General features: G+C 64.9%; 13 protein-coding genes. 3 read left to right on the top strand and 10 right to left on the bottom strand.

The genetic code is table 11. From position 1 onward, the window contains the following. Nucleotides 1-10 precede the first annotated feature (10 nt). Genes BTO20_RS39945 through BTO20_RS21540 form a run of 4 tightly spaced genes read right to left on the bottom strand, consistent with a single transcriptional unit; the run spans nucleotide 11 to nucleotide 2615 of the window. Complete coding sequence (locus tag BTO20_RS39945; protein ID WP_087078192.1) at nucleotides 11-157, bottom strand: DUF6760 family protein; 147 nt, start codon at nucleotides 155-157, stop codon at nucleotides 11-13. Then, nucleotides 154-588 (bottom strand): hypothetical protein, encoded by a 435-nt coding sequence (locus tag BTO20_RS21550; RefSeq protein ID WP_232490814.1) that lies wholly within the window; start codon nucleotides 586-588, stop codon nucleotides 154-156. The genes BTO20_RS39945 and BTO20_RS21550 overlap by 4 nt, the downstream gene beginning before the upstream one ends. A 14-nt stretch (nucleotides 589-602) precedes the next feature. Beyond that, nucleotides 603-1049 (bottom strand): phage tail protein, encoded by a 447-nt coding sequence (locus BTO20_RS21545; protein ID WP_029370186.1) that lies wholly within the window; start codon nucleotides 1047-1049, stop codon nucleotides 603-605. Nucleotides 1050-1073: 24 nt separating this feature from the next. After that, nucleotides 1074-2615: a phage tail sheath family protein gene (locus BTO20_RS21540; RefSeq protein WP_087078191.1), complete on the bottom strand. Its 1542-nt coding sequence runs from the start codon at nucleotides 2613-2615 to the stop codon at nucleotides 1074-1076. 398 nt (nucleotides 2616-3013) lie between these two features. Between BTO20_RS21540 and BTO20_RS21535 the strand changes: the two genes are divergently transcribed. Continuing rightward, nucleotides 3014-3730, top strand: coding sequence for an eCIS core domain-containing protein (locus BTO20_RS21535; RefSeq protein ID WP_087078190.1), 717 nt, complete (start codon nucleotides 3014-3016; stop codon nucleotides 3728-3730). A gap of 21 nt (nucleotides 3731-3751) precedes the next feature. Beyond that, on the top strand, nucleotides 3752-7696 hold the full coding sequence (locus tag BTO20_RS21530; protein ID WP_232490813.1) for a hypothetical protein: 3945 nt from the start codon (nucleotides 3752-3754) through the stop codon (nucleotides 7694-7696). A gap of 246 nt (nucleotides 7697-7942) precedes the next feature. Here the strand turns inward: BTO20_RS21530 and BTO20_RS21525 are convergent, their stop codons facing one another. Genes BTO20_RS21525 through BTO20_RS21505 form a run of 5 tightly spaced genes read right to left on the bottom strand, consistent with a single transcriptional unit; the run spans nucleotide 7943 to nucleotide 11743 of the window. After that, complete coding sequence (locus tag BTO20_RS21525; protein ID WP_087078189.1) at nucleotides 7943-8707, bottom strand: amino acid ABC transporter ATP-binding protein; 765 nt, start codon at nucleotides 8705-8707, stop codon at nucleotides 7943-7945. A gap of 2 nt (nucleotides 8708-8709) precedes the next feature. Then, nucleotides 8710-9354 carry an amino acid ABC transporter permease gene (locus BTO20_RS21520; protein ID WP_087078188.1) on the bottom strand — a complete coding sequence of 215 codons (645 nt, stop codon included), beginning with the start codon at nucleotides 9352-9354 and terminating at the stop codon, nucleotides 8710-8712. Beyond that, nucleotides 9351-10064, bottom strand: a complete 714-nt coding sequence (locus tag BTO20_RS21515) for an amino acid ABC transporter permease (protein WP_087078187.1) — start codon at nucleotides 10062-10064, stop codon at nucleotides 9351-9353. Before BTO20_RS21515 ends, BTO20_RS21520 begins: the two co-directional genes overlap by 4 nt. 19 nt (nucleotides 10065-10083) lie before the next feature. After that, complete coding sequence (locus BTO20_RS21510; RefSeq protein ID WP_064949453.1) at nucleotides 10084-10920, bottom strand: ABC transporter substrate-binding protein; 837 nt, start codon at nucleotides 10918-10920, stop codon at nucleotides 10084-10086. A gap of 46 nt (nucleotides 10921-10966) precedes the next feature. Then, nucleotides 10967-11743, bottom strand: coding sequence for an IclR family transcriptional regulator (locus BTO20_RS21505; protein WP_087078186.1), 777 nt, complete (start codon nucleotides 11741-11743; stop codon nucleotides 10967-10969). 152 nt (nucleotides 11744-11895) lie between these two features. On the opposite strand from BTO20_RS21505, the gene BTO20_RS21500 reads away from it, so the two are divergent. Beyond that, nucleotides 11896-12594, top strand: coding sequence for a hypothetical protein (locus BTO20_RS21500; protein ID WP_157680304.1), 699 nt, complete (start codon nucleotides 11896-11898; stop codon nucleotides 12592-12594). Here BTO20_RS21500 and BTO20_RS21495 read toward each other — a convergent pair whose 3' ends face one another. Continuing rightward, nucleotides 12595-14172, bottom strand: coding sequence for a hypothetical protein (locus tag BTO20_RS21495; protein WP_087078184.1), 1578 nt, complete (start codon nucleotides 14170-14172; stop codon nucleotides 12595-12597). It lies immediately after the preceding gene. Nucleotides 14173-14178: the final 6 nt, after the last annotated feature.

Raw genomic sequence — 14178 nt, 5'->3', positions numbered from 1 at the left:
GGGCCTCCAGCTAGTTCTGTGCGGACAGGTTTCGGGTGAGCTGCACGAACCGACGCCGGTCCCCGTGCTCCAGGTCGAGAACGTCGTCGAGCGGCCAATGCAGGTGATAGGCGAGGAAAGCCGTCTCCTGATAGAGGACGTCGGCTCCGCAGGTCACGATTCCCCCAGGCGGCTCCCGGCAACATCGACAGCGAAATCGTTGTTGCAATGCGGGCAGGTGACCCGCGCGTGGGTGTGTCCGTCCTGGTTCACCCGTCGGTAGAGGTCCTGGAGAAACGCCAGATCCGAGGCGAACAGGTTCTCGATGATCCCGCCGTGGACGTCCTCGATGTCACCGATGCGGGTCACCACCCGGCCGATCAATACCACCGCCAGATAATTCGGGCTTTCCCGTACCCGGTCGTCGCGCTGGGACACCAGTTCGTCACGCGCCGTCGCCAGCCGCATCACCCCGTCGCGGTGCACGGTGCCCGAGGCGTCGACGTAGCCGCGCGGCAGGACGAACGGGAACTCGGTGCGCAATTCGCGCACCGGCTCATCGGAAGGCTTCTGCCCTGGCCCATCGGCCAGGGCAGAACTGCCGTGCACATTTCCTCTCCGCATCAGGCGGGTTCGCACTTCTCGTACGTCAGCACCAGTTTCTCCGTCATGACACTGGTGTCGCCGGCCTTCATCGAGCTGAGTTCCAGGCTCTTGGGCCACGCCGCGGTGAGGTTGTAACGCTTGACCTCTTCACCCTCGTAATCGAAGACGATGATGGAACCGCCCTTGCGGGCATCCTTCATCTTGCCCAGTTGGGAATCCTTCACCCATTTGTCGAAGCTGCCGTCCTTGGTCAACGGGCGCGTCAGCGTGCACTCACCGGCCTTCCACCGGCCGGGCAGCTTCTTGATGTTGTACTTGCCGTCCTTGGCCACGTTCGACTTGTACTCGATGACGTCCTGCTCCATCTTCAAGCCGGTCACCTCGGTGATGGCCTTGATCTGGATCCCGTCGAATTCGAGTCCGAATGAGTGGCCTACCGAGCTGTCGTCGTCCTGCAGTGCCATGGTTGTCTCCTCGTGTCAGGTGGGCTATTCGGCGACGAGGCTGGTGCCGCCGGAGTACTGCGAGAGGCGGAAGATCACGAACTCCGCGGGTTTGACTGGGGCAACCCCGATTTCGCAGACCACTTCACCGGCATCGATACCCTCGGCGGGATTGGTCTCGCTGTCGCACTTGACGTAGAAGGCCTCGTCGGGAGTCAGGCCGAACAGTGCTCCCTTGCGCCATTCGTTGACCAGGAACGCGCTGATGGTGCGGCGCAGCTTGGCCCACAGCGAGTAGTCGTTGGGCTCGAACACCACCCAGTCGGTGCTGGTGAGGATCGACTCCTCCAGGTAGTTGAACAGCCGCCGGATGTTGATGTAGCGCCAGGCGGGGTCAGAGGACAGGGTGCGGGCACCCCACACCCTGATGCCGCGGCCGGGGAACGCCCGGATGCAGTTGATGCCCACGGGATTGAGCAGATCGTGTTCGCGCCGGGTGATCAATGTCTCCACATCGATTGCACCACGGACGATTTCGTTGGCCGGCGCCTTGTGCACGCCGCGAGTGTCGTCGTTGCGGCCCCAGATGCCCGCCACGAATCCCGACGGCGGCAGGTACTTGCCGCCCCCGGTGGTGACCCACGGCCAGTACAGGGTCGCGTACTTGGAGTCGTAGCGGGCCTTGTCGACGCGCCACTCCTTGATCTGCTGGGCGCTGAATCCCGGCGGCGGATCCAGGATCGCCATCCGGTCGCCCATCAGCTCGCAGTGCGTGATCATCGCCTGCTGCACCGACTGCACCGTGTCGATGTCGATGGCGCCGCGCTGATATGCCGTCAGCAGGTCGGGCATGCAGACCATGGTGATCTCGTCGATGGTCTCCAAACCGGCGACACCGCTGCGTTCGTCGACGTTTCCCACGTAGTCGTCGGTGGTGAGTCGTTCCGGTGCTGTTGTCGTGGCGAGCTCAGCCGGTGCAGCGAGCGCGATCTGCATGCCGGCCTGCAGGTCCTCGGTCGGTTTCCCGGAGATCTGTTCCAGCTTGATCGTCTGCGAGGCCGCGTTGACGACGGTAGCGACGTTGTTCTTCCCCCGGGCAGTGGTGACATTGGGGAACTCCTCGACGGTCTGGCCGTCCCGCCGCACGATCAGCTTGACGCCGCCGGGCTGCTCCTCGCCGTCGCTGTGGAACGCTGCGACCTCGAGGCGTAACCGGTCGGGTGGCGTACTCGGGTCCAGCGCCACCACCCGGTAATTGGCCAGCACACCTTGGGGCCCGGCGACCAGTTGCTGTTGTGCACCGGCAGAACCGTTTTCGCCCTCACCGTCGCCGATGCGGACCACGTAGGAGTTGCCGCCGCCGTTCTGGAAGTAAGCGGCCACCGATTCGGCCAGGCAAGCTCCGTCGATCGCCCCGCCGAAGGTCTTGCGGTATTGCGTCCAGTTGCTGATCAGTGTGGGCTTGTTGAACGGGCCTTTCTCGGCAAGGCCGATGAACGCCGCCACGGCGGTGCCCACTCCTTCGATTGGCCTTGAGCCGGAGTCGGTTTCCTCGACATAGACTCCCGGCGACAGATACGTCGGCATTGCGCCTCCTCGATGGTCTGATGGGCTGGCCATGATCGTGCTCGTGTTGGCGCGGTGCCGCGAGGCGCACCGGGACTGTCGTGCGGGCAACGGTTCGTGCACTTTGAGGCACGCCCTGTCTGCGAGTCGCGTCGGCCCACCATCGCGGCAGTGACCAAGCGGAATCGCCTGCCCGACAACCTGAATCGCGCGCTCCGCAATGAGCGGGTGCCGGCATCGGCCGACATGAGGTCTCGGCAGTGTTCCGTGACGGCAGGCGACCCTCACGCGAGCATCGGATACTGCCGTCGACCGCCCGTTCGGGCATGTGGCGCTGTCCGAACGGACACGCTTTCGCGTCTTCCGCCGTGCCGGGCAGCGCTGGATCGTTGCCTCATACCTTCAGGAGGCGAGGCGGCATGCGTACCCACGACAGCGAGCACGAACGTGTATCAGAGTTGCGCCCGAAGGCTTCTCGACTCGAGGACCCAGAATCGGTGGTCGCGATGCGAGCGGCCTTGTCGGGCCGGCTCGACGTGGCCGGTCCGGCCGGGGTCCTTGGAGTGCAGCGTGCGGCCGGCAATTCCGGTACGGCCGCGCTGATGGACGAGGACCGCTCACCTGTCCACGATGTCGTGTCCTCGGCAGGCACACCACTTCCTGCCGAACTGCGCGCCGACATGGAAGGCCGGTTCGGACACGATTTCGGTGATGTTCGCGTGCACAATGATGCCGCTGCACATGCGTCGGCCAAATCAGTGAATGCGCAGGCCTATACGGTCGGATCGAACATCGTCTTCGACAGCGGCAGATACGATCCGGGTTCCGACGCCGGCAAGCACATGATCGCTCACGAGCTCACGCATGTGGTGCAGCAGCGCAGTGGTCCGGTCGACGGTACCGACGCCGGAGGCGGGGTGAAGGTCAGCCATCCGTCGGACCGGTTCGAGCGTGAGGCGGTCGCCAACGCTGATCACGTGATGGCCGGCCCGGCACCCGCCGCAGCGGCACCTGCAGGCGTGCAACGTGTGGCCGAGGGGGCGGTCGCGCAGCGCGAGGAGGCTCCGGAAGAGGAGGAGACAGCGCAGACCTTCGTGCAGCGCGAGGAAGAGCAGGCCGAAGAAGAGTCGGCCTGAGAGCAATCCACCGGGGGCACCATGAGCGAGCCGGCGCGGGCCGCGCGAGAGGTCAATGACGCGCTGGTGGCGGGGCGGGCGCAGACGCGGCGGCCGCGACCGCAGCCGGGGGTGACGGGGCTCGCTGCGCTGCAGCGGGCGGCAGGCAATGCCGCGGTCAACGCCCTGCTGCTGGGAAAGCTCAGAGCGCCCGGCAAGGAAGAGATCGAAACCGCGCTGGGGGAGATGCGCCGCGACGAGCCCGCCGTCGACACGGTCGAGAAGGGCTTGAAGGCCGCGCAGGCCGTCGGTGTGCCCGTCGAGTTGGAGGGGCCGAAGCCACCTGCATCGGCATTGGCGGTGACGACCACCGGCTTCGGGCCCGGGTCGGTCGCGCCGAAAAAGCCTGTGCCGCCGCCCAAACCGGTGCCGGCAAAGAGCGCACTCGGCAAGGCCGCGGCCTCACCGCTCAAGCGCGCAGGTGTGGGAGGCGCCGGTGGCCGGGCGGCCGCACCGGCGGCACCGGTCAGTGCTGCCGCGACCGGCCCCGCCGCGTTGAGTGCCGATCAACTGCTGCAGCCCCCGGTGGTGCCCCCGGGCGTGAAGCCTGCCCAGGACCCGGCGTTCGGCGCTGTCACCGGCGGTGTCCGGGCGGTGGCTCACGACAAGCGCTCCCATCCCGCCGCCGGGTCGAAAGCCAAAGAGGCTCAGGACGCGGCCGTGGCGCCGTCCGACGACATCGCAGGGCAAGCCAAGGCGGCCAAGGTCGACACGATGGACGCCCAGCAGGCCGGGACGTTCGACAAGAAAGCGTTCATCGCCGCCGTCAAGGCCGCGATCGAGGCCAAGTCCCCGAAAACCCTCAAAGAAGCTGACTCGTATGCGGAGTCGGGTAAGGCCGGCGAGGTCAAGGACGAGATCAAGGGGATGGTGACCCAGGGCAAGGAGGGTGAGGCCAAGGACATCGAGGCGGCGACGGACGCACCGCCGGATACCTCCAAGGCCGTCGCGAAACCGGTGACGCCGATGGGGCCCGAGGAACAGGCGCCGGCCCCGGCGGTCCCCGCGGCCGGCGCAGTGCCGAAGCCCGCGCCGCCGGAGCAACTCAACCTCGAAGCAGGCAAGCAGCAGGCCAATCAGGAGATGGCCAATGCCGACGTAGACGAAAAGCAGCTCGCCGAGTCCAATGAGGCCCAATTCCAGCAGGCGTTGGCCGACAAGAAAGAAGCCGCGGCCCACGCCGACACCGCGCCTGCCGAATACCGCAAGCACGAAGCAGACACCATCGACCAGTCGAAGACCGAAGCCGCCGCGGCGACCACCGCCGGGATCACCGGCATGCAAGGTTCCAAGGCGGCGGCACTGGCCCACCTCGTCGCAGACAAGGGCAAGACCAAATCCAAAGACGAGGCCAAACGGGCTGAGGTCACGGCCAAGGTGCAAGCCATCTTCGCGGCGACCGAAGCCGACGTGAAAAAGATCCTCGACGGCATCGATCCCAAGGTGGAGAAGGCGTTCGAGGACGGGGAGGCGAGCGCCCGCAAGTCGTTCGAGACGTTCGTCGCAGCCAAGATGGCAGCCTACAAGGCGGACCGTTACAGCGGCTGGCTCGGCGGATTGCGTTGGGCCAAGGACAAATTGCTGGGTATGCCAGACGCGGTCAACCGGTTCTACGAGGCGGGCCGCGAACTGTATCTCAAGCAGATGGACACGGTGATCTCCCGGGTGGCCGACATCGTCGGCAACGACCTGACCGCGGCCAAGAAGCGCATCGCAGCGGGCCGTACCGAGATCGCCTCCTACGTCAAGAGTTTGCCTGCCAACCTGCAGAAGGTGGGCGCCGAGGCGTCCAAGGAGATCAAAGACAAGTTCGAGCAACTGGAGAGCGACGTCAACTCCAAGCAGGAGGCCCTGGTCGACACGCTGGCCACCAAGTACGTCGAAGCGCGCAAGGGTCTCGACGACCGGATCGAGGAGTTGCAGGCCGAGAACAAGGGCTTGGTGGACAAGGCCATCGGCGCGATCAAGGCCGTCATCGAGACGATCCGAAAACTCACGTCGATGCTGATGAACACCCTCGCGCGGGTCGCCAGTGTGGTCGGCGACATCGTCAAGCATCCGGTGCGATTCCTCGGCAACCTGATCGACGGGGTCAAAGGCGGCATCATGCGCTTCAAGGACAACATCCTGGAGCACCTGCGCAAGGGATTGATGACGTGGTTGTTCGGTGCTCTCGCCGAGGGCGGCATCGAGCTGCCCGAAAAGTTCGATCTGCAGGGCATCATCAAACTGCTCTTGTCGTTGTTCGGCTTGACCTGGACCAACATTCGCAACCGCCTGGTCAAGCAGATCGGCGAGCCGGCGATGGCCGCGATCGAGAAGGGCGTCGAGATCTTCCGGACCATCGCGTCGACCGGTCTGGCGGGGCTCTGGCAGATGCTGATGGACAAGCTCGGCGACATCAAGGAGATGATCCTCGAGAAGGTCAAAGACTTCGTCGTCACCCGGATCATCACGGCCGGCATCACCTGGCTGATCGGGCTGCTGAACCCGGCCGCGGCATTCATCAAGGCCTGCAAGCTGATCTACGACATCATCATGTTCTTCGTCGACAACGCCGAACGAATCCTCAAGTTCGTCAACACGGTGATCGACTCGGCTGTCGACATCGTCCGCGGCAACATCGGCGGCGTGGTCGCCAAGATCGAGGACGTCCTCGGGCAGATGGTGCCGATCCTCATCGGCTTCCTGGCCAGTGCCATCGGTATCGGCGGCATCGGCGAGAAGATCCGCGAGATCATCGCCACCCTGCAGAAGCCCGTCAACAAGGCCATCGATTTCGTCATCAAGACCGGACTCAAACTCGCCGCGCCGATCATTCGCGGGCTCAAAGGTATTGGCAGCAAGGTCAAGGCCAAAGTCGCAGCGGGCAAGGCGTGGGTCAAAGGGAAGGTTGACGCTGGTAAAGCCAAGGTGAAGGCAGTCGCCTTGGCAATTCCCGGAGCATTTGGATTCCGCGGCGCGGGTGAAGCGCACCGTGTGTACATCGAGGAGACTGGCCAGCACCGTGTCATGGTCGCGTCGAATCCCACGGAAGCGTCGGTGCTGCTCGATCACTTTGTCCCGCAGATAGAGGAGTTTTCGCAGTCGACAGAGCCCGATGCGCGCGCGAGGAACGACTTGCTGCGTAACCGCGTCCCCAATGCACGCGGCTGGGTCGCGAAGCTGCAAGCATTGATCGCGAACGGCGCGCCGAAGGACAAGCTCGACAAGGCTCAGTACAAGCTAGGCCTCGCACTGGCACCGATATTCGACAGCGTTCACAAGCAGCAAATGAAGCTCGCGGGCAAGGTACCCGGTTACACCGCACCCGGCAGTGATAAGCCCAAGTCGGCCACTGGGTCGGTCCGGTGTGTCGCCTCATTCCTCGTTGCCTCGGAAGGACCCCGGGATGTGGGCGGAACCGTCGTTCCTGGCCAACTTCCATATCCCGTTGGCCCGGACGGTGCACCAGTTGGTACTGATCCTTCTCGGGAAGGGCGAACGAAGGGCCGCGACTCTCGACCTGCACACGCGATGGATCTGGAGAATGCGTTGACGGGGCAGGTCGGCGGCTATGTCCTTGGGGCACAAGCTGCGACGCATCGCAGTGAACAACGGGCAGAGTTTGTCACTCGTGCCACCGGAGACGAGTCTCCTGGTACTCATGCCGAGGCGCGACTCCTCGCTCAAGTGACACAAATGCTCGCCAAGGATCCTGGCTGGTCAAGTCGGATCCGGACCATCGAGATCCATCTGTCACACAGCCCATGTCCTGGATGTGTCGGGCGCTTGATTGCTCTGCGCGAACGGCTCCAGAACAGTGATCTGAGGCTGGCGATTGTTCAGTGGGGTGAGTTGTACGAGGGCAGATTCCCCACGACTCGCCAATCGTTGCAGGAACTCCGGGGTTCATACACTGTCGTTCCAAGCCCAGAGCCACATTGATCGATCGTCAGCTGTTGTCACCTCGACTCACCCCGAGTCATCGCCGAGATTGACGCCAGGGCTGTTGTGGCGGCGAATTCACAGCCCTGGTGTCGATTTCGGCGATGGATGTCGCATATCGGTGGGCCGCGTCAATGCCACGGTCTGAGTCCATCGTCGAGATTGACGCCAGGGTCGTTGTCGAGCGAAAATCACAGCCCTCACGTCAATCTCGACGCGCCGACGCGGCGACGCGGCGACGCGCACTCAGGCCTCGGCGATCTTGCTGAGGAACTGAACCGTCCTGGGGTGTTGAGGGTTTCCGAAGAGTTCTTCGGGTGCTCCCTGTTCGGCGATGACCCCGTCTGCCATGAAGACCACGCGGTCGGCGGTGCGTCGGGCGAAGCCCATCTCGTGGGTCACGACCACCATGGTCATGCCGTCGGCGGCCAGGCTGCGCATGACGTTGGTGACCTCGCCGACCAGCTCGGGGTCGAGTGCCGAGGTGGCTTCGTCGAAGAAGATGATGCGCGGATTGACGGCAAGCGCGCGGGCGATCGCCACGCGTTGCTGCTGGCCGCCGGAGAGCTGGCTCGGATAGTGGTGTGCGCGTTCGTCCATGCCGACCCGGGCCAGCACTTCCATGCCCTTGGTGGTGGCCTGCTCTTTGGACATTTTGTACACCTTGCGCAAAGCCAGCGTGACGTTGCCGAGCGCGTCGAGGTGGGGGAACAGGTTGAACTGCTGGAACACCATGCCGACGTGTCCGCGGATCTCCGGAGCACGTTTGGGGTCGTGCATGGGTACTCCACCGACCACGACCTCGCCGGTGGTCGCCGTTTCCAGGCCGCTCATGATGCGCAGCAGTGTGCTCTTGCCCGACCCTGATGCACCGATGAGGACGACGACCTCGCCGTCGGCCACGTCGAGGGTGATGTCGCGCAGCACCTGCAGATCACCGAAACTCTTGGTGACACCGGATAGCTGGATGTTGCGGCCGATCTTGTCGTCGGTCAGCGTCGAGGTTGTCATGACTAGATGGCCTTTCGTTGGGTCCGGGTGACCCACACCGACAGCGGGTAGCACACGATGAAGTAGAAGACGGCGACCGCGAGGTAGATCGACACCGGATCGCTGGTGCGGTCGACGATGGACTGGCCGACTTTCATCATTTCGGCCAGCCCGATGATGGACGCGATGGACGTGTCCTTGATCAGCGAAATGTACTGGCCGACCATGGGCGGCAGCACGATCTTGACGGTCTGCGGCAGGACCACCCACCGGAACGTCTGGGCCGGTTTCAGTCCGAGGATCTGGGCGGCCTCGTGCTGGCCGACGGGTACGGCCTCGATGCCGGAGCGGATGATCTCGGCCACGAAGGCGCTGTGGTACACGCTCAGTCCCACCGCGGCGGCGACGAACAGGTTGACGCTGTAGCCGAGATACAGTGCGGCCCCGAAGTATACGAACAGCAGCGTGATGGGGATCGGTGAGCCGCGGAAGATCTCGACATAGGCGCGTGCGACGATCGGCAGCACGGGCAGACGCGACGTGCGTACCGCCGCCACGGCCAGGCCCAGTAGCGTCGAGCCCGCGATGGACACCGCCGCGAGGGCCAGCGTGATGAGGAAGCCCGACCACAGGAACGGCAGGCTGTGCCAGATCAGTCCTAAGTTCATGGCCGTGCTCCGATCAGCCGCATCGCGCGCCGTTTACGCGCACCACTGGGCGCGGGAGCCTTGAAGCCCAGCCGCTCGATCAACGTCGCCACCGCTGAAAGCCCGTAGCTCAGCACCAGATACAGCGCCACCGCGATCCCGAACACCTGCACGAACAGCAAGGTGCGGGCGTTGACGACGGTCGCGACGCCGGTGATCTCGGGCACGGCGATGGTCGACAGCAGTGACGTGCCAAGCAGCACCTGGATGAGGTTGTTCACCAGCGCGGGGTACACGTTGCGGAGTGCTTGTGGGGCAACGATGTTCAGTAGTACCGTCGGCGTCGACAACCCCAGGATCTGCGCGGCTTCCAGCTGTCCCTTGCCCACCGAGGACATGCCGGCACGCAGCACCTCGGTCAGGTAGGCGCCCACGTTGATGCCCAGCGCGATGGTGCCTGCCGTCACTGCCGAGAGCCGGATGCCGAAGCTCGGCATCGCGAAGTAGACGATGAAGATCTGTAGCAGTACCGGGGTGTTACGGATCGCCTCGACGTAGCAGGTCGCCACGAACCGCAGCAGCCTCGACGTGGAGTTACGGGCCAGAGCTGCCACCGCGGCGATCACGAACGCCAAGACGAAACCGGCGATGGTGATCTCCAAGGCGAGCACCGCGGCGTGCAGATAGTCGGGCCAGAAGGCCAACACCGTCCGCCATTGATATTCGAACATTGTTCTCTGACCGCCGTTCTCAGAATGCCGGCTGCAGCGGGAAGCGTGGGTCGGCGCCGAACCACTTGCGGTAGAGTTCCAGGTTCTTACCCGAGGTGTTCAGCTCGAACAGGAACAGGTTGAGGTAGTCGATCCACACCTGATCGCCCTGTTTGACGCCAAAGGCGTTGTACTCCAAGGGAACGAGCTTGCTGGTGACCACGGTCAGGCCCGGGTTGAGCTTGGCCTGGTATTGCAGGAAGTTGGAGTCCTCCACCATCGCGTCGGCCTGGCCCTGCTTGACGGCCAGCACCGCGGCCTGCGAGCTGTCGAACTCGGCGACATTGACATCGATACCCCGCTCCCGCAGGACGTCGGCGTTGGTGCTGCCTTTGACCACGGCGATGGTGCGGCCCTTCATGTCTTCCAGGGAGTTGACGCCGCTGCCGGTCCGCACCAGCAGGCCCTCGGTGGCCACCACGTAGGGATTGGTGAAGGAGATCTCCTTGGCCCGGTCGAGCGTGCGGGTGAAGTTGCAGAACACCACATCCACCTTGTTGGTCTGCAGATTGGGGATGCGGTTCGACGACGTGGTGTCGACGACCTCAAGCTTGACGCCCATCTCCTTGGCCAGCTCGTTGGCGATGTCGACGTCGTAGCCGTCGGGCTTGCCGTCGGAGTTGGTGAAGCCGAACGGCGTGAAGGACAGGCACGACGCCACCTTCAAGGTGCCTGCTGCCAGCACGTGTTTGAGCGTCGAGTCGGCGGCTGCCGCGCCACCGCCTGCCGGCATCGGGGTGCAGGCTGCGGCCGCGGGAATGACTGCTGCGGCAGCGCATAACGCGACGACCTTGCGCAGTGAACGTGAGAGCTTCATGGATGTCTTTCTGTACGGGGTGGAGGGGCGGGGAAGTGATCGGCGGTCAGGAGCTCCGGTCACCACCTCGGTAGCCGAGTTGGGCCGATATGCGTCGTGCGCCGTCGACGACCAGGTCGGTGTAGGCCTCGCGCTTGTTCCAGACCGCCTCGGCGGGTCCCGATACGCTGACGGCCGCCGCGACCGCGCCGGTGTGGTTGAACACCGGCGCTGCGACGCAACGGATTCCGTCCTCGTTCTCCAGGTCGTCGTAGGCGTAGCCCTGCTTGCGGACGATGGCGAGATGGTCGCGTAGCTGCTGAGCGTCGGTGATGGTCGCCGGTGTCTTGGCGGGCATGCCGAGCGCGATGACGCGCCGCACCTCGTCCTCGTCGAGGTAAGCCAGCATCGCTTTTCCGCTGGCCGTCGAGTAGGCCGTGCCGGTGTCGCCGATCCGCGATGCCATCTGAATCGGGGACTTGCCGGTGACCTTGTCGACGTAGGTCACCCGACCTTCGCTGTAGACCAGCAGATGGGCGGCGTGGCCGGTGGCGTCGGCCAATTGGCGCAGCACGGGTTGTGCGGCGGTCCGGATGTCGAGATCGGCGAGGTACGCGCCGGCCAGGCCGAGGATGCCCATGCCGATGCGGTAGGTGCCGTCCGCATCCTGGCGGACCAGTTGGGTCTCGACCAGTGGCGCGAGCAGGCGCAGCACGGTGCTCTTCGTCGACTCGATGCCGGCGGCCAGCTCAGTGAGGCTGGCGCCCTGGTCGCGGCCCGCGGTGGCGGCCACCAGGTCGAGCAGGTTCAGGGCCCGTCGCAGTGACGAAGAGTTGTTGCGCATCCGGTATCCGTTCTGCAATGCAAAATCTAGTTCTGTATTGCAAAATGGTATTGCATCAAGGTGGCTGTGCGCTAGACCACACACGGAACTTTTTCCACGCCGGGCCACATCGGCATCTGGACAGGGCGGCGGCGGGAGCGTCCACTGGACCGATGAGGCGCGATCGACGGGTGACCGCGGTGGGGCGGCAGCGGGCGACACGCGCGGCGGCAGCCGGGCCGGATATGCAACCGTGGCGGATGCTGCCTTCGCCGGCGCTTCTCATCCACACACCTGCGCGTACCCGGGCCGGACTGCTGACCGATCTGCAGCGCGCGGCCGGCAACGCCGCGGTGTGCCGACTGCTCACCGAACCGCACCGGCAGAGTCCGAGCGTGCACGGTGGCGGGCCCAGTGTGTCGCTACACGGAGATACCACCGCCGATTACAACGGCGGCATATCGAAATGGGTGCCGAAGTCGATCAAACGCGCCACTGGATGCACCGAATGTCCCGACGACGATCCATGTGTACACGCCGTCGGAACGTTCAGCGTGGCCTACCACGCCAACGTGACGATCACGATGCCCGACGTGCCTGACGGGCTGACCGAATGCCAGCAGCGCAGGGTCCGGACTTTTCTACGCGATGTACTGACCCCGCACGAGCGCGAGCACGCTCGTCGCTTCCACACCTACGACGGAACCACCACGCACCGCGTCGATTTCACCGGTTGCGGCATGAGCGCACTGCAGGAACATCTCCAGTCGATCCATGACACCGAGGAAGCGGCGCGACACTCGGCGGCCGATTCCCTTTCGGCGGCAATCGATCCGTTCAACCGCCCCATCGACCTCGACTGTCAGGACTGACTACCGCATCGGTCGAATAAGGCACATCATCGGCACACCCGTCAGGCATGGATCTGGCCCGGTATCGGACTGAATGATCGGCCTCATACGGACGTCGCGGCCAGGTGCGACGGCGGTCTTACCCCAGCCGCCGAGGGTCGGTGCGAAGTGGACGACCGGCCCTGGGCCCGAGGGCACACACTTGCCATTCGAGCCGTCGTTGTTGCCGACGTAATCCCAGCCCTGCGGGCACGAGCAGGACGGCCCGAGGATTCCGCCACCGGGCGAACACGTGAATCCGGGTGCATTTGCCGGTCGTTCGATAACCACCGGTGGACACGTCTGACCGTTGGGCACCGAGGTGCCGTTGGGACAATTCACCGGCGGGCAGGTCTGCCCGTTGGGTACCGACGAACCGTCGGGGCATTTGACCGGCGCGCACGTCTGGCCGGCGGGCACTGTCGAACCGTCCGCACACTTGACCGGAGGCGGCGGGCAGGTGGTGGGGGCGTAGACGGTGCTGCCGTCGCTGCAGGTGGTCGGTGCGGGGCAGGTGGTGGGCGGATACACCGTGCTGCCGTTGCCGCAGGTGGTCGGTGACGGGCAAGTGGTCGGAGCGTAGACGGTGCTGCCGTTGCCGCAGGTGGTCGGTGACGGACACGTGGTCGGCGAGTACACCGTGCTGCCATCGCCGCATGTGGTGGGCGGCGGGCAAGTCTGGGTGCCGGTCACGGAGGTGCCTCCCGGGCATTGCTTGGTTACCGGCGTGGGGCACGTTTGATCAGCGGGCACCGTTGTGCCGTCCGGGCATTCCTTGGGTGGCTGCGATGTCGTGCCGGGGTTGGTGGTCGGGCAGGCCTGATCGGCCGGAATCGTGGTGCCGTCGGGGCACTGATGCGTCGTCTTCGTTGTCGTCGTGCCGGGCCCCGTGACCGGCGTCGGGCAGGTCTGATCGGGTGGCACCGTGCTGCCGTCGGGACACTGGATGGGCGGCGGGGGAGTCGGCGCGCACGGTCCGTCCGGCGCCGGTTGATGAGACTGGCCCTGCGGGCAGTCCGGGGTGCGGAACTGGTTCGTCTTGAAGAAGTTGATGGTCTCGACGCGCCAGCCCTGAGGGTTCTTTTTGGCGACGACGCTCTCGATCAGCATCGGATCGGTTTCGAGCACCTGGCCGTCCGGCGTTTTGACGGTCTGCGTCACCAGGACAGAGCGTTCGACCGTATCGGGTTGATCGGCAGGATGTTCGCCCGCCACCAGCAGTGCAGTGGCATTGACTTCGGCGCGCTTGGCCTTCCACTCCTGCCACCACACGCTGTTACCGCGGTCGATGGTGTTGTCTTTGCCGTCCTGCAGCTTCTGGCCGAGATAGGGCAGCGCGCGCACGTAGGCGTCGCGCGGTGAGGCGTCGCGGGCCGGATACCAGGTGAACATCGTCTGCAGTCCCTTGACGATCGCGTCCTGCGCCTCAGGGGGTGCGGGCTCGTCGGAATCAGACCCGGTCGGTTTGTCTCCGCTACCCGACAGGCCGCAGCCGCCGACCACGAACATGATCGCAGCCAGCAGCGCAACGAGGGCGCCGACGACGCGTCGCTCTCCCATGCCAAC

The sequence above is a fragment of the Mycobacterium dioxanotrophicus genome, assembly GCF_002157835.1.
Lineage (GTDB): Bacteria > Actinomycetota > Actinomycetes > Mycobacteriales > Mycobacteriaceae > Mycobacterium > Mycobacterium dioxanotrophicus.
Note: the sequence above shows the minus strand (reverse complement) of the source record. Positions and strands in the feature narration are given on the sequence as shown.

What these genes read in the sequence shown, in the direction of transcription:
- BTO20_RS21545 (WP_029370186.1), bottom strand. Translation starts at nt 1,049, where the DNA reads ATGGCACTGCAGGACGACGACAGCTCGGTAGGCCACTCATTCGGACTC.
- BTO20_RS21540 (WP_087078191.1), bottom strand. Translation starts at nt 2,615, where the DNA reads ATGCCGACGTATCTGTCGCCGGGAGTCTATGTCGAGGAAACCGACTCC.
- BTO20_RS21535 (WP_087078190.1), top strand. Translation starts at nt 3,014, where the DNA reads ATGCGTACCCACGACAGCGAGCACGAACGTGTATCAGAGTTGCGCCCG.
- BTO20_RS21530 (WP_232490813.1), top strand. Translation starts at nt 3,752, where the DNA reads ATGAGCGAGCCGGCGCGGGCCGCGCGAGAGGTCAATGACGCGCTGGTG.
- BTO20_RS21525 (WP_087078189.1), bottom strand. Translation starts at nt 8,707, where the DNA reads ATGACAACCTCGACGCTGACCGACGACAAGATCGGCCGCAACATCCAG.
- BTO20_RS21520 (WP_087078188.1), bottom strand. Translation starts at nt 9,354, where the DNA reads ATGAACTTAGGACTGATCTGGCACAGCCTGCCGTTCCTGTGGTCGGGC.
- BTO20_RS21515 (WP_087078187.1), bottom strand. Translation starts at nt 10,064, where the DNA reads ATGTTCGAATATCAATGGCGGACGGTGTTGGCCTTCTGGCCCGACTAT.
- BTO20_RS21510 (WP_064949453.1), bottom strand. Translation starts at nt 10,920, where the DNA reads ATGAAGCTCTCACGTTCACTGCGCAAGGTCGTCGCGTTATGCGCTGCC.
- BTO20_RS21505 (WP_087078186.1), bottom strand. Translation starts at nt 11,743, where the DNA reads ATGCGCAACAACTCTTCGTCACTGCGACGGGCCCTGAACCTGCTCGAC.
- BTO20_RS21500 (WP_157680304.1), top strand. Translation starts at nt 11,896, where the DNA reads ATGAGGCGCGATCGACGGGTGACCGCGGTGGGGCGGCAGCGGGCGACA.
- BTO20_RS21495 (WP_087078184.1), bottom strand. Translation starts at nt 14,172, where the DNA reads ATGGGAGAGCGACGCGTCGTCGGCGCCCTCGTTGCGCTGCTGGCTGCG.